Below are 19,455 nucleotides of genomic sequence, written 5' to 3'. Positions count from 1 at the left end.
CCGCCAGGGCGACGCCCTGGCGGCGCTTCGGCGGGCCGCCGCCGGGTGCGCCGAGGAACTGGGGCTGGACCTCGGGCCCGGGCCGGTCGACTGCAGCGCCCAAAACCCGCAGCAACCGCCGACCGCTCGGTGCGGCGCTGCCCCGGGAGGAGGGGAAGATGCGAAGGTCTGCGCTACGTGGCGGGTCGCGATTGTGGGGCGCATCAACGTCCATGCCGTCCCCGCGGACTCGGCGTTCGTCCACCGCTTCGGCGGTCGCTGGCTGACTCGGTGCCATGCGAAGCGGCCTCCCCTGCATGCGCGGGTGAGTGCAGGCGGTCGGTGGCGCCGAGCCAATCAGCCACAGTTAACGGGTATTTGGCGCGTCTCAGTGAACCTCGGTGTCGAAGACTGCAGTGACGGGTGCGTGGTCGCTCCACCGCTCGGCGTGGGTGGCCGCTCGTTCGACGCGGGCCTCGACGCACTTCTCCGCCAGGCCCGGGGTCGTCACGATGAGGTCAATCCTCCAGCCCGAGTCGTTGTCGAAGGCGCGGCCGCGGTAGGACCACCAGGAGTAGGGGCCGGTGCGGTCGGGGTGGAGGCGGCGGACGACGTCGACGTAGCCGGCCTCCTCGTAGACCCGGGTGAGCCAGGCGCGCTCCTCGGGGAGGAATCCGGCCGACTTCTGGTTGGCCTTCCAGTTCTTGAGGTCCTCGGGGCGGTGGGCGATGTTCCAGTCGCCGCACACCACGACCTCGCGGCCCTCGGCGGCGGCGCGGGTGCGGAGTTTGCCGAGGTGCACCAGGAACTCCGCCATGAAGCGTTCCTTCTCCTCCTGGCGTTCGGTGCCGACTTCACCGGAGGGGAGATAGAGACTGGCCAGGGTGAGCCCCGGCAGGTCGATTTCTACATACCTGCCCGAATTGTCGAATTCCGCCGACTCGAATCCGACCACCGTGCGCTCCGGCTGCTGCCGCGACAGCACGGCCACTCCCGCGCGGCCCTTGGCGGAGGACGGTGCCCAGACCGCGTGCCACCCCTCCAGGTCGCGCAGTTCCACGGGCAGCTGCGCCGGCTCGGAGCGCACCTCCTGCAGGCAGATCACGTCCGCCTCGGTGGCCGCCAGCCACTCGATGAAGCCCTTCTTGGCCGCCGCACGGATTCCGTTCACGTTCACACTCGTCACCACGATCACCCGGGCAGCCTACCGAGCCCGGTGGCCGGCCCGGTGCCCGACGCGGTGGGGCGCCGTCCGTTTGTCGGCCTGTCGTGAACGCGGCATGAATCCACGCGACATCGGCACCAACCGCCGTCATTGGTCTTGACCATCTCCCGACACAGCCCCTAGGGTCACTTACTGCAAAGACCTTTAATAAAGAAGGACGGATAAAGCCCGCTCTCCCACCTGCCGCAACAGCGGACAGCGGGCCGGGTCCGCCCTCCTTTCGGCAGGGCGGACAGAGCAGGGTGGAGGCCACGGTGGGAACGACAGGGCAGCTCACGGCGGTACCGGAACCGAAGTACTGGCACCTGCGCACGGTGCTGCTCCGCGCGATCGACACGGAGTTCTCCACCGGACAGGTCCTCCCCAACGAGCGCGAGCTCTCGGCCCGCTTCGGCGTGGCCCGGGCCACCCTGCGCCAGGCGCTCGACCAGCTGGAGCTGGAGGGCCGGCTGGTCCGCCGCCGGGGCATCGGCACCCTGATCGCCGCCCCCCGGGTCGGCGTTCCGGTCAACCGCCACGAGGAGGGCTGGCCGGGCACCGCCCGCAGCCAGGCCTGGCGCACCGTCGACTGCACCACCGCCCCCGCCACCGCCCAGCTCGCCCAGGGCCTCGGCATCGCCGAGGGCGCCACCGTGCACACCGTGCGCCGGGTCCGGATGGTCCAGGGCAAGAACGTCGCCACCGAGTCGCTGCACGTACCGGCCTCCGCCCTGCCGCACCTGCCCGGCTTCCGCGCCGAGAGCGACCGGGCCCGCTCGGTGCTGCGCCAGCTGGAGCGCCTGGAGGTCGACGGCGAGTCCCGCTCGGTCGAGCTGGGCGTCGCCGAGGCCGAGCAGGCCGCCCTGCTGGAGCGTCCGCCGGGCTCGCCGGTGCTGGTGATGACCACCCAGTACGCGGCCGCCGGCCGGCTGGTCGCGCTGGCCGTCTCCACCTACCGCGCGGACACCTGCAAGCTCACCTTCGGTGAGACCGGGCTGGTGGAGGTCACCCCCGTCAGCGCCGGCACCGAGGTGCGCACCGCCTCCTGAACCATCTGTCGCACACCCTCAGGCCCAGGCCCGGACGCCCCCGCAGGCAGCCGGGCCTGAGTCGTTCCCGGCGACGCCGGCCCCGGTCGGACCCGGGCACCGGTCGGACCCGGGCACCGGGTGCGGAGCCGCCGGCTCCGCACCCGGCCCGGGTGTCACGCCCGGGCGGCGCCGCCGGTCGGCGGGTCGACGGCGAAGAGCTGCTCCTCCACCTGGTCCAGCGCCACCCGCAGGGCGCCCATCGCGACGACCTCCGAGCCGAGCGCCGCCAGCGCCACCTCGGGCGCGCGCAGGGTGAACTGGGCGAGGCGCTCGCGCAGCGGCTCCAGCACACCGTCGAGGCCGGCGGCCCAGCCGCCGACGACCACCAGCTGGGGGTCGATCGCCAGCACCAGGGCGGCCACGCTCTGCACCAGGCGGGTCAGGAAGCGGTCCATGGCGACCTTCGCCACCTCGTCGCCCTCGCGGGCGAGCCTCAGCACCCGGGCGACGGCCGCCTCGTCCAGCGGATTGAGCGGCTTGCCGGTGGTGGAGAGCAGCCGCTCGGGGGTGACCTCCTGGCCGAGCAGGTGCAGCGCGCCGATCTCGCCGGCCGCGCCGCCGTACCCGCGGTGCAGCCGGCCGTTGATGAGCGAGCCGGCGCCCGGGCTCAGACCGGCCATCACGAAGACGACGTCGTCCGCGCCGACCGCCGCGCCCTGCCAGTGCTCGGCGATGGCGGCCAGGTTGGCATCGTTCTCGATCATGACCGGGCAGCGGAAGGACCGGCGCAGCCGGGCGCCCAGGTCCAGGCCGGTCCAGCCGGGCATGGCGGTGCCGAGCTGGATGGTGCCGTCGCGGTCGACGATGCCGGGGGTGCCGACGCCGACCGCCCACAGGTTGTCGCGGGAGACGCCGGCCTTGCGCAGCACCTCCGCGACCGCGGTGCGGACGGCGCTCAGCCGCTCCTCCGCGTCCAGGGTCTCCTCGATCGGGCGGAAGTGACTGCCCACCACCTGGCCGGTGAGGTCGGCCAGCACGACCCGCAGGTCGTGCACGCCGATCTCGACGCCGAGGATGTGTCCGGCCTCGGCGCGGAACCGGAACCAGCGGGCCGGTCGCCCGCGCCGCCCGCCGCCCGGCTGGCCGCCGTTCTGGGGCTGGTCCACCTCGGCGACCAGGCCGGTCTCGACCAGGCCCTCGATCACGCCCTCCACCGTGGGCCGGGACAGCCCGGTGTCCCCGACCAGCTGAGTGAGGGTCACCGAGTGGCCGGCCCGCAGCGCCCGAAGCGTGACCGCCGCATTGATGCGCCGCAGCAGCGAGGAGTCTCCTCCGGTGAGCCGATCCGCCAAGATGCTGCCCTTCGCCGTTCGCGCGACAGCTCTGGCGCGCGGTGCCGAGTGCGCGGAGACCACCGAATGTCCCGCGAGAGTCCGCCACCCGGAACGCGGCACGGCAGCGCTGGGCAGCCTGCGCCGGGCCCGGAGGGCACGTGCCGGATGCTACCCGGGCCCGGGGCCGGCGGGCGAGCATCTCCGCAGCTCATCCCGGCTTCGGTATCGAAATGGTACGCACCGGGTGGCGGTGCGTGACCCGGGGTCGCCCCGCGTCCCGGAGTGCTCGCGCGGGCCCGCTCCCGGGGGCCGGCCGGGCGGTCGGGGCGCGTGCTCCGGTGGCGCTCCGGGCGGGCGGGGAGCCTCTATGCTGCGGGCATGTTGAACGAGACGCACGACGCTCGCCCGGCTGCGACGGCACTGTCCGACCGGGAGTTCGTGCGGAACGCGACCAGCCCGGCGCCCGTGCCCTTCGTCCCCGAGATCAGCCTGCGGATGGCCGACGACGCCATCGAACTCTGGGAGACCACCGAGTCGGCGCGCGGCGAGGTGGGGCTGGCGCCGCCGTTCTGGGCGTTCGCCTGGGCGGGCGGGGTCGGGGTGGCGCGCTATGTGCTCGACCACCCCGAGGTGGTGGCCGGGCGGACGGTGCTGGACCTGGCGGCCGGGTCCGGGCTGGTGGCGATCGCGGCGGCGATGCGCGGGGCGGAGTCGGTGCGCGCCGCCGAGATCGACGCGTACGCGGTGGCGGCCATCGGCCTCAACGCGGAGGCCAACGGCGTCCGGGTGGCGGCCGCGGTGGAGGACCTGCTGGACGGGGACGGCGCTCCGGCCGACGTGGTGCTGGCCGGGGACGTCTTCTACGAGCGGGCGATGGCCGCGCGGTTCCTGCCCTTCCTGGAGCGGGCCCGGGCGCGCGGCGCGGTGGTGATCGTCGGCGACCCGGGGCGGGCGTACCTGCCGCGCGGGCACTTCACGGAGCTGGCCGCGTACCGGGTGCCGGTCGTGGCGGACCTGGAGGACGCCGCGCTCAAGACCACCACCGTCTGGGAGCTCGCCGCACCGGCCCGCTGAGGCGGGGCCGGGGCCGGTCCCGCGGTGCGGAATTCCCGGCGGCCCGGCCGGAGGTCCTGGTAGACAGACCGGCATGACCGCCGACATCGTGCTGCGCACCGCCACCCCCGACGAGATCCCCGCCCTGCTCGCGCTCTGGGCGCGCGCCGCCAAGGGGACGAGCATCACGGACGACGCCGACGGGGTGGCGGCCCTGCTCGCGCGCGACCCGGAGTGCCTGATCGTCGCCACCCCGGCCGGTGATCCGGCGACCCTCGTCGGCACCGTGATCGCCGGCTGGGACGGGTGGCGCTGTCACCTCTACCGCCTCGCCGTCGACCCGCGGTACCGCCGCCGGGGGATCGGCGCGGCCCTGCTGGCGGCGGCGGAGGACCGCTTCACCGCCCTCGGCGGCCGCCGGGCCGACGCGATGGTGCTCGACGACAACGCCGAGGGGCAGCGCACTTGGCGGACGGCGGGCTACCGGCCGCAGCCGCAGTGGACCCGCTGGGCCAAGCCGTTGACCGCCTGAGGCCGGGCGCCCGCGCAGCTGGTCGCCCGACGGTCCGGTCGCGCGGGTGGGCCACGGTCGCGCCGACGGCGGGTGGTGATCCGGTGGCGCTCTGTTGCGTGCGGGGCGGGATGCGACTTGAATGGTCCAGACCACATGGGAGGGGAAGACCTATGGCCATTCCACAACGCACCATCGCCCTCGGCACCTTGGGCTTCGGCACGATCGTCGACGAGCGGACTTCGTTCGAGATCCTGGACCACTTCGTGGAGTCGGGCGGCACCGTGCTCGACACCGCGAACAACTACGCGTTCTGGCTGGACGGCGCCACCGGCGACGAGAGCGAGGAGGTGATCGGACGCTGGCTGGCCAGCCGGGGTGCCCGCGACCGCGTGGTGATCAGCACCAAGGTCGGGGCCCGGCCGACCGTCCCGGGGACCGGCCTGGAGACCGCCGAGGGCCTCTCGGACAAGGCCGTCCGGACGGCGCTGGAGGGCAGCCTGCGCCGGCTCGGCACCGACCGGGTCGAGGTCTACTGGACGCACATCGAGGACCGGTCGGTGCCGCTCGCCGAGACGGTCGACACCCTGGCCGACCTGGTGGCCGCCGGGAAGGCCGGCGAGGTCGGGGCCAGCAACCACGCCGTCTGGCGGGTCGAGCGGGCCCGGGCGCTCGCGGGGGACCGGGCCCGGTACACCCACATGCAGTACCGCTACTCCTACCTCCAGCCCCGCTTCGACATCCCGCTGCCCTCCTCGGCCCATGTCCACGTGACCGGTGAACTGCTGGACTACGTACGCTCCGAGGGGGACATCCGGCTCTGGGTCTACAGCCCGATCCTCTCCGGCGGCTACACCCGCGAGGACGTCGAGATCCCGGCCGCCTACGACCACCCGGGCACGCCCAGGCGGCTGGCGGCGCTCGGCGCGGTGGCCGAGGAGCTGGGGGTGACCAAGAACCAGGTCGCGCTCAGCTGGCTGCTGGACCACGACCCGCAGATCGTGCCGCTGGTCGGCGTCAGCAGGATCGCCCAACTGGACGAGGCGCTGGGCGCCCTGGCGGTGACCCTCTCCGCCGAGCAGCGCCGGCGCCTCGACGAGGCCGCGCTCTGATCACTGGCGATGCGCTGACCACCGGCCGTGCGCTGACCACCGGCCGGACCCGGCGGCGCCGGTAGGGCCGCCGGGGGCCGCCGGGGGGCCGTGCCGTTCGCGGTACGGCCACCCGGCGGGCACGCGGTCAGAACCAGTGCAGGCAGTGCGGGGAGCGCTCGCCCCGGAAGAGGGCGTCGGCGCGGGCGGCCGCCCCCGGATGGTGGGCGAGGACGTGGCCGGCCCGGACGAGCGTGCTCGGGGCGGTGCCGCCGAGGTAGAGCGAGCCCAGGTCGCGGACGTCCAGGGACAGGTCGGGCTCCCGGTCCGTCGGGACGCACTCGGCCCTGCCGTTCCGCACGGTCAGCAGATAGCGGTCGTGCTCGCCGAGGAACGGGTCCTCGACGTCGAGGACGAGCTCGCCGTCCGCGCACCAGCCGCGCGCGGTCAGCGCCCGCGGCACGTCCAGCAGCCGCACCCAGAGCCAGTCGGTGTCCTGGTGCACCTCGCCGGCGCGGAAGTCGGTGAGCCGCCAGCGCAGCGGATGGTCGGGCGGGACGTGCTTGAAGACGACCCGGTCGACCAGGTCGTGTTCGAGGACGAAGCGGGCCAGGGCGGTGAAGACGGCGTCGTCGGCGGCGATGACCTCGTCGACCGTCAGGCTGTCGGGCTTGTCCTTGGCGTAGCAGGCGTACCCGTCCGGGACGCCGTCGGCGTCCCGGTGCAGGGCGATGTAGCGCGGTGTCGGCGCGATCGGGGGCTGTCCGGCGCGCAGGGCCCACCAGCGGTGCGGCCGGGACAGCGCGCCGGGCTGGGTGCGGCGGTACCGGTCGTAGACCTGCTCCAGGAGCTCGCCGCAGTCGGCGTGCCGCAGCACCTCGACCGTACCGCTGTCCGGGGCGGCCGGGGCGGCCGGGGCGGCCTCGGCCCGGCGGGCCCGGGGGGCGGCGAGGGCGGCCCGGTGGTGCGGCACCGTCAGTCGCGCCGTGTACGTCGCCGGTCCGTAGCCGAACCTGCCGTAGATCGTGGCCTCGGAGGCGAGCAGGACGGCGAGGAACTCCCCGCGGGCCCGGAAGCCGGCGAGCTGGTGGCGCATCAGCGCGGTCAGCACGCCCCGGCGCCGGTGGGAGGGCAGGACGCCGACGGCCGTCACCCCGGGGACCGGGACGAGGGCCCCGCCGGGCAGGGTGAGCTCGAAGGAGTACGCACCGGTGGTGCCGACGGGCCTCCCGTCGTCCGACACGGCGAGCAGGCCGCGGTCCATTTCGAGCGCCGACCACCAGGCCCCGCCGCCGTCCTCGGCCGTGGTCTCCCGGAAGAGCCCGAACGGGGCGAGCAGGGTGTCGACGAAGACGTCGTGGTCCTCGTCGGTCGTGGAACGGATCTCCATGGTCGCCGCCGCCTCCTCGCGTACCGGCACCACGGCTCGTGGTGCCCGGCCACATTGGAACGCCGACCCGCGACCGGGGCAAGCGAATTTCGGCACCGGCCCCGCGACGGCCGGGGCGGTCGTTCCGCCCCCGGGGTACTGACAGGAGTTCAGGGACCGGTAGCCTTGGCGGACTTCCGGACGTGCGGATCGACCGGCACCGGGCAAATGGGGGGACCATGGCAGGTCAGGCCAGACGAACGGCCGCGGGGCGGCGGCGCGGTACGGCGGGCCTCGCCGTCGGAGCGCTCGCGCTGCTGCTCGCGGTCGCCGGCTGTTCGAGCAGCGGGACGGCCGCCGCGCCGTCCGCCTCCGCGCCGCCGGTCCGGCCCACGGAGCCCGCCACGCCCACGCCGACGGCCACGGCCACGTCCGCGGTCCCGTCCCCGCCCGCCGCCGTGCCGTCCGCCTCGGCCCCCGGGGCGCCGCCGGAGCCGTCCGAGGCACCCGGCTCCGTCTACGGGTGCGACGGGCAGCCGCTCATCTCGCCGAAGTCCCTGGAACTGGCCTGCGACAAGGGCGCGTCGATGCTGGACGGGCTGGTCTGGACGGCGTGGGGCGGGCTGAGCCCCACCGCCACGGGCCGGCTCTGGGAGAAGAACGCGGCCGGCGGGGTGGCCGCCGTCCCCGCGACGGTGACCCTGGGCGGTCTGACCGGCGGCGACTACACGACGATGCGGATCTCCGCACCGAAGGCCGCGCGGCCCAACCTCACCTTCACCCTGAGCCGTTCCGGTCCGGCGCCGAAGGACTGACGGCCGGGCGGCCGTTCCGCCCGGCCGGTGTCACGGCCGGAGCGCCACGCGCAGCTGCTGCCCCCGGTGGTCCGACATCCCCCGCTGGTCCGCGAAGGAGTACCGCTCCACCGCGACCCGGCGGTCGGTGAACGCCCAGTCCAGCCGCCACAGGTCGCTGCCCAGCAGGCCGCCCCAACTGCCCGGGTAGAGGTCGCCGGAGGCCGAGCGGGCGTCGCGGAAGCGGGCGCGCAGGCCGCTCAGGTCGCCCATCGCCGGGGTGGTGTTGAAGTCCCCCGCGATCAGCAGCGGGTGGTGGTTGGCGGCGGCGTCCGACTCCAGTGCCGTGTACTGCTCCCGGCGTGCGGCGTCGGCCGCGCGGACGGTGCGGTAGAAGTCGCCGCCGAACACCGACTGCCGGGTGTCCACCTGGACCGGGATGTGCACGTTGTAGAGGGACACCGCCCGGCCGTGGACGTCCACATCGGTGCGGAGGACTTTCTTCCTGGCGAAGGTCACCTCCCACGGCGTATCGGCCGGCAGCGCCGCGCCGACCGCCGGGGTGGCGAGCACCGGGAACCGCGAGAGCGTGACCAACTCGCCGAGCACCGCCACCCGGTAGCCGGGGAACTCCTGCCGGATCCGGTCGAGCCGGTCGATCCGGGTCGGCGTCTCCTGGACCCAGGCCAGGTACTCCTGGAGCAGGTAGACGTCCGCGTCCCTGCTCCGGAGGTAGCGGTAGAAGGCGTCCGGGTCGTCGGTGGTGTCCCAGTACTCGGTGTTCCAGGAGAACACCGTGAACGCCGGGCCGGGCGCGCGGTCCCGGCCGGGCAGCAGCGCCGCGGGGTTGAGCCCGGTGCGCGGCAGGCCGGCCAGCAGCAGGGCGACCACCACCGGGACGAGCCACCGCCGCGACGGCCGGGTGACCACCGCCAGGGCCAGCAGCAGCACCGGCACCGCCAGGAAGAGCAGCGGCGGCGCGAGGTCCGGTATCAGCCAGAACCACCAGCGGCCGCTCAGCAGGCGGTCGAGGAGGAGGAAAACACCCCAGCAGGCCGTGACGGCGACCAGCGACCGGGGCCCGAGCGAACGCGGGCGAGCGGAATCCATGGCGCGGAGAGTAGCAGGGCGGCGGCGCCCCGGATTTCACCCGGCCGCATTCCAATACCGAGACGATACCCGGCCGATACGCGGCCCGCCTGAAATGGCGGCATGACGTTTTCCGTATCGGTCGTCATACCGGCCCACAACTCCGCTCGTACCCTGGGTGCCTGTCTCGACTCGGTGTACGCCCAGACCGCCCCCGTCCACGAGGTCATCGTGGTGGACGACGGCTCCACCGACCGGACCGCCGAGGTGGCCGAGGGCTATCCGTGCACCCTGATCCGGCGCACTCCGAACCGCGGAGTGTCCGCCGCGCGAAATGCCGGAATCGCCGCGGCGACCGGCGACATTCTGTTCTTCCTCGATTCCGACGAGGCGCTGACGCCCGATTCGGTGGCCAACGCGCTGGAAATCCTGGCGGCCGACCCGGAGTGCGGCTGCGTACACGGAGTGATCGCACCGGATCCGCTGTTCGACGACGGTCCGGTGGAGCGCTACCGGGTGCTGCACGCGCACTGGTGGCGGGTGCGCGGCGCGGGCGTCGTGGAGACCGCCTTCTTCGCCCAGGCGGCCGTGCGCCGCGAGGTCTTCGAGCGCCTCGGCGGCTTCGACGAGCGGCTGCGGGACTCCGAGGACCTGGAGTTCAGCGACCGGCTGGCGCCGCACCACCGGATCGTCCTCACCGACCGGGTGGTCGCCCTGCACGACGAGGAGCACCGGCTCCGGCCGCTGCTGGCCGAGACCTTCCGGCGGGCGCTGGTGCTGGTGCCCGCGCTGGCCTCGGCGCGCCGGGGCGGGCGGCGCAACCTGACCGCCAACAGTCCGGCGTCGGTCGCCGCCGCCGCCCTCACCCTGGCCACCCTGCCGCTGGCGCCCTGGTACCCGGTGCTGCCGGCCCTCGGGGCGCTCGGGTTCTGCGCCGCCAACGGGCGGCTGCTGCGGTTCGTCGCGGGCCGCCGGGGCCCGGGTTTCGTGCCGTTCTTCACCGGCGTCCACTTCCTGGTCATCACCGCCCTGGTGAGCGGCGCCGCCGTCGGCACGGTCCGGATGCTGCTCCCGGACCGTGCCGACGCCGCCGGGGCGGCCTCGGCGACGGCGGCCGAGCCCGGCACCGCACCCGGCACCGGGGCGGCCCGGTGATGCTGGACCGGCTGCGCAAGGTGCTCACCCCGCTGATCGTGCTCGCCGCCCTGGTCGGCCTCGGCCTGCTGCTCCGCCACGAAGGGCCGGTCGCCGTACGGGCGTTCGCCCGGGCGGACGCCCTGCCGCCGCTCGCCGCCTCGCTCGCCGCCAACGTGGCCGGCCTGGTGCTCGCGGTGCACGCCTGGCGGGTACTGATCCCCGGCGACCACGCGGTCCGGGGGGTCCACGCCGCCCGGATCTACTTCCTCGGGCAGCTCAGCAAGTACCTGCCGGGCCGGGTCTGGGGCGTGCTCACCCATGTCACGCACGGCCGGGCGGCCGGGGTGCCGGCCGCCCAGATGACCTCCGCCTACCTGCTCAGCCTGGCGCTGACCCTCCTCACCGGCGCGGGCGTCGGGCTGCTGGCGGCGCCGGCCGCGCTGCCGGGGCAGTGGGTCTGGCTCTGCCTGCCGGCCGCGGGCTTCCTGGCCTGCGTCGTCCGCCCGGCCCTGGCCACCCGGCCGGTCGCGGCCGCGGCCCGGCTGCTGCGGCGGCCGGTCGAGGCGCCGCCGGACGCCGCCGTCCGCCGGGCCGTCCTGCTGGCGATCGCCTCCTGGCTGGTCTCCGGACTGCACCTCTGGTTCCTGGCCCTGGCGTTGGGCGGGTCGGCCGGGGCCTCGCTCGGCCCGGCGGTCGGCGCCTTCGCGCTCGCCACCGTGGTCAGCAGCCTGGCCGTGATCGTGCCGGACGGCTGGGGGGTGCGCGAGCTGACCATCACGGCCGCGCTCGCCACCGTGCTGCCCGGGGGCGTCGCGGCCACCGCGGCGATCGCCAGCCGGGTCGTCTGCGTGCTGGCCGAGCTCGGTAGCTCGGCCGTCGTCCTGACCTGGGCCCGGCTCAGGTCCACCCCGATGCGAGAGGAAGCCCGTGTACACCCTTGACGACGCCGAACGGTTCCAGGTCCGTGAGGTGCACGACCTGTACCGGCGGTACGTGAACAAGAGCCAGGTCTCGCTGATGACCTCCTTCGGCTTCGGCCGGGAGCTGGTCGCCGAGGCCCGGGGCGCCCATCTGACCCTCACCGACGGCCGCCGGATCCTGGACGTCACCGGCGGGGTGGGCGTGCTCAACCACGGCCACAACCACCCGCGGATCCTGGCCGCCCGCGAGCGGTTCGCCCGGGCCGGCCGGATGGAGGTCCACAAGACGTACTTCTCGCCCTACCTCGCCGCGCTCGGCCACAACCTGGCCGAGGTGCTGCCCGGCGACCTCTCGATGTCCTTCCTGCCCAACTCCGGTGCCGAGGCGGTGGAAGGGGCCGTCAAGCTGGCGTACAAGTACCACGGCGGCAGGCGCGGGACGGTGCTGCGCGCCGACTGCGCCTTCCACGGCAAGCTGCTCGGCTCCGGCGGCCTGACCGGCCAGAGCCAGTTCGCCTTCCCCACCATCCCGGGCATCGACACCTTCGCCTACAACGACCTCGACTCGGTCCGCCGCGCCGTCGACGCCCACCCGGACGACGTCTACGCGATCCTGATCGAGCCGTTCAGCGCCTCCACCGTGCAGGCCTGCTCCGAGGAGTTCCTGCGCGGGCTGCGCGAGCTGTGCACCCGGAAGAAGATCGTGCTGATCTTCGACGAGATCTACACCGGCTGGGGCAAGACCGGCACCCTGTTCCACTTCATGCGCTACCCGGGCCTGATCCCGGACGTCCTCACCACCTCCAAGTCCTTCGGCGGCGGCAAGTCCTCGATCTCGGCGTTCGTCGCCCGCGAACCGGTGTTCCGCAAGGCCTACGACAACCTCGGCGACGCGCTGCTGCAGTCCACCTCGACGACGTACTACGGCTTCGGCGAGGAGTGCGCCACCGCGCTGGAGGCCGTCAACATCGCCATCGAGGACGACTACCCGGCGCGGGCCCGGGCGATCGGCGCCGTCCTGGAGCCCGGGCTGGCCCGGCTGGCGAAGGAGCACCCGGAGGCGGTCGGCCGGGTGACGGGCGCCGGGGCGCTCTGGGGAGTCTTCATCGAGGGCGGGCCGAAGATCCTCGACCTGGTCGCCAGGCTGGCGCCGGGCGGGATGGCCCGCGACCCGAGGTTCAAGACCAAGCTGGTCACCTGCGCGGTGATCAACGCCCTGTACCAGGACCACGACATCTTCGCCTACTACACCCTCAACGGGCTCAACCCGCTGGTCATCGGCCCCTCGCTGGTCACCGACCCGGCCGACGTGGAGCGCACGGTCGAGGCGCTCGGCGAGGTGCTCGGCAAGGGGCTCGGGCACCTGGTGACGCGCTTCCTCAAGCAGAAGGTGGGGTCCCAGTGGTGATCGCGATCACCGGCGCCGCGGGCATGCTCGGCTCGCGGCTCGCCGAACGGCTGCTCGCGGACGGCAAGGACGTCCGCGGGGTCGACCTGCGGCCCGGCCCCGGCGTGGCGGTGGTCGGCGACATCCGCGACCCGGCCGTGATGGCCCGGGCGCTGGACGGCGCCGAGGTGCTGGTCCACGCGGCGGCCGCGCTGCCCAGCTACCCGGACGAGCAGATCCGCTCGATCATCGTCGGCGGCACCGAGAACGTGTTCGCCGCCGCGCACGCCGCCGGCACCCCCCGGGTGGTGCACATCTCCTCGACGGCCGTGTACGGCCTGCCCAAGGTCGTCCCGACACCGGAGACGTACCCGCGCGAGCCGGTCGACACCTACAGCCGGGCCAAGGCCGCCGCCGAGGAGATCGCCGAGCGCCACCGCGCCGCCGGGATGTGCGTGCCGATCCTGCGGCCCAAGACCTTCGTCGGCCCGGGCCGGATGGGCCTGTTCTCGATGCTGTTCGAGTGGGCGGAGGAGGGCCGGAACTTCCCCGTGCTCGGCCGCGGCGACGTACGGATCCAGATGTTCGGCATCGACGACCTGGTGGACGCCGTGGTCACCGTGCTCACCGCGCCCGATGACGTCGCCAACGACACCTACAACCTGGCGGCCGCCGAGTTCGGCACCCTGCGCCAGGACTTCCAGGCCGTCCTGGACGCGGCCGGCCACGGCAAGCGGGTCGTCGCGCTGCCCGCCCGGCCCGCGCTGACCGTGCTGAGCACCCTGCAGAAGGCCAGGCTCTCGCCGGTCTACGGGCGGCTGCTGCACAAGCTGATGGAGGACTCCTACGTCAGCATCGACAAGGCCGGGGAGCGGCTCGGCTTCGCGCCCAGGCTGTCCAACCGGGACGCGATCCTGCGCACCTACGACTGGTGGCGCACCGCCCGCCACGACCGTCCGGCGGGCAGCCCGACCGGCCGGACCAGCCGGGACCCGTGGAGCCAGGGCCTGTTGTCCGCCGTGAAGATCTTCTTCTGAGGGAGTGCGCGATGACCTTCCTGAGCGAACAGACGGAGCCCCTCCGGCGCGGCCCCACCTCCCGGCTGCCGGCACCGCTGGAGCTGCTCCGCCCGGGCCAGTGGCCGAAGAACCTCCTGGTGGTGCCGCTCTCCCTGCTCGGCGCCGACCTGGACTGGGGCATGGTGGCCCGGGTCGCCGTCACCACCTGCGCCTTCGTGCTCGCCTCGTCGCTGGTGTACGTGGTCAACGACATCGCCGACATCGAACGGGACCGGCGCCACCCGGTCAAGCGCCACCGCCCCCTGGCCGCCGGCCGGGTGGGCCGGCGCACGGCCGTGGCGCTGATCCTGCTGCTGGCCGGGCTGCTCGCCCCCGTCCTGCTGCTCTCCCGGCCCGCCGCGGTCTGGCCGGTCCTGCTCTACCTGGTGGTGAACGCCGCCTACAGCTGGAAGCTCAAGCACCTGCCGCTGCTGGACGTGTTCATCGTCGCCACCGGGTTCGTCCTGCGGCTGTTCGGCGGCTACGGCGCCGGCGGCCGCCCGGTCGCCGCCTGGCTGGTGTTCACCGTGCTGACGCTCTGCCTGGTCCTGATCGTGGGCAAGCGGCGGCACGAACTGGGCGTCTCCGGCAGCGGCCACCGGCCCGCTCTGGTCGGCTACTCGGCGCACTTCCTGGACCTCGTCCTGGTGCTCTGCTCCGGGCTGACCGTGGTCGGCTACCTGCTCTTCCTGCGCACCGAGTCCGGCTACGCGGCCGGGGCGCTGCTCACCGCGCCCTGCGCCCTGCTCGCGCTCTTCCGCTACCTGCAGATCGTGGTGGTGCAGAGCGAGGGCGGCAATCCCGTCCGGACCCTGCTGAGGGACGGCGTGATGCTCACCAACTCCTCGCTCTGGGCCGGCCTGCTGCTCGCCTTCCAGCTGCTCTGACGCGCTGTCGGGCAGCGGCCGCCGGTTCCCGACGTGCGAAACCCGAACCCCGAACCCCGAACCCCGAACCCCGAACTCCGAACTCCGAACGAGGTCTCATGCCCACATCTCCACCTCTCGTGTCGGTGGTCGTCCCGATGTACAACGACAGCCGCACCGTCGACCTCTGTCTGCGCTCGATCCTGGAGCAGAGCTACCCGGCCGTCGAGGTGATCGTCGTGGACGACGCCAGCACCGACGACTCCGCCGAGCTGGCCGCCGCCCACCCCGTCACCCTGGTGCGGGCCGAGCGCAACGGCGGCCCGGGCGGCTCGCGCAACCTCGGGGTCCGGCACGCCGCCGGCGAGATCCTCTTCTTCCTGGACGCCGATCTGACCATGCACCCGGACGCCGTCGCCGAGGCGGTGCGGATCTTCACCGAACACCCCGAGTATGGCGCGGTGTTCGGCGTTCCCGACAAGGAGCCGCTGTTCCCCGAGGGCGCCGTCGGGCAGTACCGGATCCTCCAGTACCACTACTGGCGCAAGAGCGCCGAGGGCCTGGTCAGCGGCGGCTTCTACGCGCTCGGGGCGGTCCGCCGGTCGGCCTTCCTGGAGGCCGGCTGGTTCAACGGCGCGCTCCGCCAGACCGAGGAGATCGACCACGCCGAGCGGCTCGCCGCGCTCCACCCGATGGTGCTCACCTCCCGGGTCCGGGGCCGGCTCTCCGACGAGAGCCGGATGCGGCCGCTGCTCCGGAAGGCCTTCGTCCGCAGCCGGCTGCGGGTGCCGTTCTACCTGGGCCGGGGCCGGGCGATGCAGGGGATGGAGACCCCCGGCCGGGCGGTCGCCTCGGCGCTGGCCGGGCTGGCGGTGGCGAGCCTGCCGCTGATCGCCTGGCAGCCGCTGACGGCGCTGGTCACGGTCCTGGCGGTGGCCGGCTTCGTGCTGACCGACCTCGGCCAGTACCGGTTCGTCCGGCAGGAGCGCGGGCTCGGCTTCCTGGCCTTCTTCACCCTGGCGCACCTGCTGGTGAACGCCGTCGTGCTGGCCGGTCTGGTCGCCGGGCTGGCCCAGTTCGCCGTCAGCCGCCGGTTCCGCCGGATGTACGCCGCGGACGCCGCGGACGCCGTGGCCGCCGCGCCGGACCGCGACGACGGAGCCGGCGGAAGCGCCGGCGGCGACCGGGGGGCGACGGACCCGGACCCGCCGAGCCGGGCCCGCCGGATCGCCCGGCGGCTGCGCACCTGGTACGGGTGGGCCCTGATCGCCCTGGCCGGGCTCTGGCTCTGCTACGCCGTGCTGCGCCGGTCGGTCAGCGGCCGCTGGCACTGGGCCATCCTGCTGGACGCCACGCCGCCGGTGTTCCTGGTGGCGGTCCCGCTGGTGCTCCTGGCCGCCAGTGCCGCCGCCTGCGGCCCGCGCCGCCGCTGGGCCGCCGCCCTCGCGCTGCCCCCGCTGCTGCTCGCCCTCCTCACCGGCTCCGGGCTGAACTGGCCCGCCCTCTGGCACGGCGGGCGCCCGGTGCCGCCCGGCGCCCTGCACGTGGTCTCCTTCAACACCCAGTACTGGGCCGCCGCCACCGACGTGAACCGGCTGTACGACCTGATCCACCGCCAGGACGCGGACGTGTACCTCTTCCAGGAGCACGTGGTCTGGCAGGCCGGCCGCGGCGAGGACGGCTATCTGCGGCTGGACGACGACGCGCGGCTGGCCGCCGAGTTCCCCGGCTACCACATCGCCCGGCGGGGCGAGCTGCTCACCGTCTCCCGGTACCCGATCGTCGCCCAGCCGGCCGTCGGGACCGGCGCCGAGCTGGCGCCGGACGCCCCGTTCGGCACGGTCTTCGCCCGGGACAAGGTGCTGCGCACCGACCTCCAGGTCGGGTCGAAGGTGTTCAGCGTCTACAACGTGCACGTCACCGTGCCGCTCGCGCCCGACCTCGACCCGTTCTCGGACTTCGACTTCGACTCCTACTTCCGGCGCAAGTTCGACTGGCGCCGGGCGGAGATCCGCGGCCTGGAGCGGGACCTCGCCGGCAACCCCCACCAGGTGCTCGTCTCGGGCGACTTCAACGCCGGCGCGTCGATGCGCGACCTGGACGGCCTGCGCGACCGGGCCGACGACGCGATCCGGGCCAACAACGACTTCCTGCCGCTGAGTTGGAAGTTCTCCGCGCCGGCCGGCTTCGACTGGGACAGCGCGGTCAACCGCTCCTTCCCGTTCTGGCGGTTGGACTGGAGCTTCACCGTCGGCCCGGTCCGGGTGCACCGCTACGACTTCCGGCCGACCGACGGCATCTCCGAACACCGGCTGCAGGACCTGTGGCTCTCCCTCTGAAAGGAACAACGATGGTGCTCAAGGATCTGCGGACCGCCGTCCGGACCGCCTCCGGCGTCGAACTGCTGGAGCGGCTGCCCGTGCTGCGCCGGCCGGTCGACTGGCTGGCGGAGCGGCCCGTCCTGCACGGCCTGACGCTCTGGGCGTTCGGGCTGCGCAAGCCGCTCTTCTGGGACCACGTCGTCACCCCCGAGCCGCGCGCCGAACTCGCCGAGGTTCGCGCCCTGTTGGAGAAGAACCGGGAGCGCTTCGCGCAGCGGCTGACCGGCTTCCTGGAGCTGACCGAGCTGCTCCGGGGAATCCCGCTGAGCGGTACCGCCGCAGGCTCCACCCCGTACTGGAACAACGGCTGGCTGCCCCCGCTGGACGCGCTCTCGCTCTACGGCTTCCTGGCCGAGGAGCGTCCGGCCCGGTACCTGGAGATCGGCTCCGGCAACTCCACCAAGTTCGCCCGCCGGGCGATCGAGGACCTCGGGCTGGCGACCCGGATCACCTCGATCGACCCCGCGCCGCGCGCCACCGTGGACCGGCTCTGCGACGAGGTCATCCGCACCCCGCTGCAACACGCGGACCTCGGGGTCTTCGCCGCTCTGGAGCCCGGTGACATCGTCTTCTTCGACGGTTCGCACCGGCTGCACATGGGATCGGACGTGGCGGTGTTCTTCTTCGAGGTGCTGCCCAGGCTCAAGCCCGGGGTGATCGTGCACGTCCACGACATCATGCTGCCCGCGGACTACCCGTACTCCTGGCGCTGGCGGCACTACTCCGAGCAGTACCTGCTCGCCGCCCTGCTGACGGCCGCCCCGGACCGCTTCGACCTGGAGCTGCCCGACGCCTTCGTGCACGCCGACCCGGAGCTGCGGAGGATCGCCGAACCGCTCTGGCGCGCCCTCGGCGTCCGGGACCACTACGAGCCGGGCTCGTTCTGGTGGCGCCACCGGGGCTGAGCCCCGTCCGGCCCGCGCGGCGGTGCGGCTACACCGGGCACCAGGAGGAGTGGACGGCGTCGCCCGCCCTGGTCCGGCGCCGCACCGCCGGCTCCCCGGGGGGCGGCGCCGCGGCCACGCCGAGCAAGATCTCCCGTTCCAGCGAACGCAGTTCGGGCCCCGGCTCGATGCCCAGCTCCTCGATCAGGGCGGTCCGGAGCCTGCGGTACACCGCCAGCGCCTCGGCCGTGCGGCCCGACCGGTGCAGGGCGAGCATCAGCCGGCCGTGCAGGTGCTCGCGGAACGGGTGCGCGCAGACCAGCTGCTCCAGCTCGCCGACCAGGTCCTGGTGCCGGCCCAGCCCGAGCTCCAGCCGGATCCGCTCCTCGACGGCGCGCAGCCGGCTCTCCTCCAGCCGGCGGGCCCAGGCCTCCACGGGCGGGCAGGCGAGCCCGGCCATCGCCGGGCCGGTCCACCGGGCGAGGGCCCGGCGCAGGCCGGTGACGGCCTCCTCCGGCGCGCCCTGGGCGGCCAGCAGCCGGGCCCGGGCGACCTCCTCGTTGAACGCCGAGGCGTCCAACTCGCCCGGACCGACCCGGAGTCGGTACCCGTTCGGATGGGTCTCGATCACGGTCGGCGCACCCGCCTCGGCGAAGGCCCGGCGCAGCTGGGAGACGCAGATCCGGATCTGCGTCCGGGCGCTGGCGGGTGGCGCGGGGCCCCAGACGGTGTCCACCAGCCGGTCGAGTGGCACGACCCAGTTCGGGGTCAGGGCGAGGGTCGCCAGGACGATCTGCGACCGCCTGCCACCGAGGGCCACGGCGGTTCCGTCGACGTCGACACGAAGCGGTCCCAGGACATGCACGAGCACAACGATCTCCCCCGTATGAAGCTGTCACCTGTGCCGAAGTCCCGCTGCGGAAGCGGAGTTCGCCCCGCCGCCGGGGCGCCGCTCGCAGCATGGTATAGACCTATAAACGTGTCAAGGGCATCTCAAGCCCGCTCCCCGGCGGAGCCCGCGGCCGCTGCGGAGCCCGGGGGAGGCGGGCCCCACGGGCGTCGGACGGCCTCCGGCCGGCGTCCGGCCGGCGGGTGGGGGAGGGCGCGCGCGGGGCGTCGGCGGGCCGCTCGACGGGGGCGTCACGTCGAGGGCGTCGCGCCGGAGGCGTCACGGCGCGGTGGGGTGTCACGGTGGGGCGGGGCGGGGCGGGCGGGGCGGGGCGGGGCGGCACGGCGTCGCGGGGGCCGTGGTCACGGCGGCGGGGGGGGGGCCCCCCCCCCGCCGGGGCCCCCCCCCCCCCCCGCCCCCCCCCCCGGGCGGCGCCGGGTGAACACGAAGGGGGCCCGGACCCCGTGGGCCCCACCCC

General features: G+C 74.2%; 18 protein-coding genes. 13 read left to right on the top strand and 5 right to left on the bottom strand.

The features are described from left to right. Positions 1 to 367: 367 nt before the first annotated feature. Complete coding sequence (locus ACFWA9_RS31140) at positions 368 to 1,174, bottom strand: exodeoxyribonuclease III (protein ID WP_380391481.1); 807 nt, start codon at positions 1,172 to 1,174, stop codon at positions 368 to 370. A 284-nt stretch (positions 1,175 to 1,458) separates the two neighbouring features. Here ACFWA9_RS31140 and ACFWA9_RS31135 point away from each other — a divergent pair, with 284 nt between their 5' ends. Next, on the top strand, positions 1,459 to 2,232 hold the full coding sequence (locus ACFWA9_RS31135) for a GntR family transcriptional regulator (RefSeq protein WP_329486249.1): 774 nt from the start codon (positions 1,459 to 1,461) through the stop codon (positions 2,230 to 2,232). Between the two features lie 155 nt (positions 2,233 to 2,387). Here the strand turns inward: ACFWA9_RS31135 and ACFWA9_RS31130 are convergent, their stop codons facing one another. Further along, positions 2,388 to 3,566, bottom strand: a complete 1,179-nt coding sequence (locus ACFWA9_RS31130; protein ID WP_329486247.1) for an ROK family protein — start codon at positions 3,564 to 3,566, stop codon at positions 2,388 to 2,390. Positions 3,567 to 3,926: 360 nt separating this feature from the next. On the opposite strand from ACFWA9_RS31130, the gene ACFWA9_RS31125 reads away from it, so the two are divergent. The 3 genes from ACFWA9_RS31125 to ACFWA9_RS31115 all read left to right on the top strand — a co-directional run bounded on the left by ACFWA9_RS31125 (position 3,927) and on the right by ACFWA9_RS31115 (position 6,224). Beyond that, positions 3,927 to 4,622 (top strand): 50S ribosomal protein L11 methyltransferase, encoded by a 696-nt coding sequence (locus ACFWA9_RS31125; protein ID WP_352294792.1) that lies wholly within the window; start codon positions 3,927 to 3,929, stop codon positions 4,620 to 4,622. Positions 4,623 to 4,695: 73 nt separating this feature from the next. After that, positions 4,696 to 5,133 carry a GNAT family N-acetyltransferase gene (locus ACFWA9_RS31120; RefSeq protein WP_352294794.1) on the top strand — a complete coding sequence of 146 codons (438 nt, stop codon included), beginning with the start codon at positions 4,696 to 4,698 and terminating at the stop codon, positions 5,131 to 5,133. 152 nt (positions 5,134 to 5,285) lie between these two features. Beyond that, positions 5,286 to 6,224: an aldo/keto reductase gene (locus tag ACFWA9_RS31115; RefSeq protein ID WP_380391478.1), complete on the top strand. Its 939-nt coding sequence runs from the start codon at positions 5,286 to 5,288 to the stop codon at positions 6,222 to 6,224. A 127-nt stretch (positions 6,225 to 6,351) separates the two neighbouring features. Here the strand turns inward: ACFWA9_RS31115 and ACFWA9_RS31110 are convergent, their stop codons facing one another. After that, complete coding sequence (locus ACFWA9_RS31110) at positions 6,352 to 7,593, bottom strand: GNAT family N-acetyltransferase (protein WP_380391475.1); 1,242 nt, start codon at positions 7,591 to 7,593, stop codon at positions 6,352 to 6,354. 218 nt (positions 7,594 to 7,811) lie between these two features. On the opposite strand from ACFWA9_RS31110, the gene ACFWA9_RS31105 reads away from it, so the two are divergent. Continuing rightward, positions 7,812 to 8,387 carry a hypothetical protein gene (locus ACFWA9_RS31105; RefSeq protein WP_380391474.1) on the top strand — a complete coding sequence of 192 codons (576 nt, stop codon included), beginning with the start codon at positions 7,812 to 7,814 and terminating at the stop codon, positions 8,385 to 8,387. Between the two features lie 30 nt (positions 8,388 to 8,417). Here ACFWA9_RS31105 and ACFWA9_RS31100 read toward each other — a convergent pair whose 3' ends face one another. Further along, positions 8,418 to 9,476, bottom strand: coding sequence for an endonuclease/exonuclease/phosphatase family protein (locus ACFWA9_RS31100; protein ID WP_380391472.1), 1,059 nt, complete (start codon positions 9,474 to 9,476; stop codon positions 8,418 to 8,420). A 102-nt stretch (positions 9,477 to 9,578) separates the two neighbouring features. Here ACFWA9_RS31100 and ACFWA9_RS31095 point away from each other — a divergent pair, with 102 nt between their 5' ends. The 8 genes from ACFWA9_RS31095 (at position 9,579) to ACFWA9_RS31060 (ending at position 18,109) form a co-directional block, all read left to right on the top strand. Then, positions 9,579 to 10,610: a glycosyltransferase family 2 protein gene (locus tag ACFWA9_RS31095; protein ID WP_380391471.1), complete on the top strand. Its 1,032-nt coding sequence runs from the start codon at positions 9,579 to 9,581 to the stop codon at positions 10,608 to 10,610. Continuing rightward, a complete protein-coding gene (locus ACFWA9_RS31090; protein ID WP_380391484.1) occupies positions 10,610 to 11,533 on the top strand; it encodes a lysylphosphatidylglycerol synthase domain-containing protein in 924 nt (307 codons plus the stop codon). The genes ACFWA9_RS31095 and ACFWA9_RS31090 overlap by 1 nt, the downstream gene beginning before the upstream one ends. Continuing rightward, positions 11,530 to 11,589, top strand: a complete 60-nt coding sequence (locus tag ACFWA9_RS31085; RefSeq protein ID WP_352294817.1) for a hypothetical protein — start codon at positions 11,530 to 11,532, stop codon at positions 11,587 to 11,589. Before ACFWA9_RS31090 ends, ACFWA9_RS31085 begins: the two co-directional genes overlap by 4 nt. Next, positions 11,571 to 12,920, top strand: a complete 1,350-nt coding sequence (locus ACFWA9_RS31080; RefSeq protein ID WP_352294819.1) for an aminotransferase class III-fold pyridoxal phosphate-dependent enzyme — start codon at positions 11,571 to 11,573, stop codon at positions 12,918 to 12,920. The genes ACFWA9_RS31085 and ACFWA9_RS31080 overlap by 19 nt, the downstream gene beginning before the upstream one ends. Beyond that, on the top strand, positions 12,914 to 13,936 hold the full coding sequence (locus ACFWA9_RS31075; protein ID WP_380391469.1) for an NAD-dependent epimerase/dehydratase family protein: 1,023 nt from the start codon (positions 12,914 to 12,916) through the stop codon (positions 13,934 to 13,936). Before ACFWA9_RS31080 ends, ACFWA9_RS31075 begins: the two co-directional genes overlap by 7 nt. Positions 13,937 to 13,947: 11 nt before the next feature. After that, the gene (locus ACFWA9_RS31070; protein ID WP_352294808.1) at positions 13,948 to 14,844 is read left to right on the top strand and encodes a UbiA prenyltransferase family protein; all 897 of its coding nucleotides are present in this window, start codon (positions 13,948 to 13,950) and stop codon (positions 14,842 to 14,844) included. Between the two features lie 98 nt (positions 14,845 to 14,942). Then, a complete protein-coding gene (locus ACFWA9_RS31065) occupies positions 14,943 to 17,162 on the top strand; it encodes a glycosyltransferase (RefSeq protein WP_380391466.1) in 2,220 nt (739 codons plus the stop codon). 11 nt (positions 17,163 to 17,173) lie between these two features. After that, the gene (locus ACFWA9_RS31060; RefSeq protein WP_380391464.1) at positions 17,174 to 18,109 is read left to right on the top strand and encodes a class I SAM-dependent methyltransferase; all 936 of its coding nucleotides are present in this window, start codon (positions 17,174 to 17,176) and stop codon (positions 18,107 to 18,109) included. Between the two features lie 28 nt (positions 18,110 to 18,137). Here ACFWA9_RS31060 and ACFWA9_RS31055 read toward each other — a convergent pair whose 3' ends face one another. After that, the gene (locus ACFWA9_RS31055; RefSeq protein WP_352294813.1) at positions 18,138 to 18,959 is read right to left on the bottom strand and encodes an AfsR/SARP family transcriptional regulator; all 822 of its coding nucleotides are present in this window, start codon (positions 18,957 to 18,959) and stop codon (positions 18,138 to 18,140) included. Positions 18,960 to 19,455 lie beyond the last annotated feature (496 nt).

Source organism: Kitasatospora sp. NPDC059973, from assembly GCF_042737525.1.
In the GTDB taxonomy this organism is placed as follows: Bacteria; Actinomycetota; Actinomycetes; order Streptomycetales; family Streptomycetaceae; genus Kitasatospora.
This window is presented reverse-complemented; position numbering and strand designations above follow the sequence as displayed.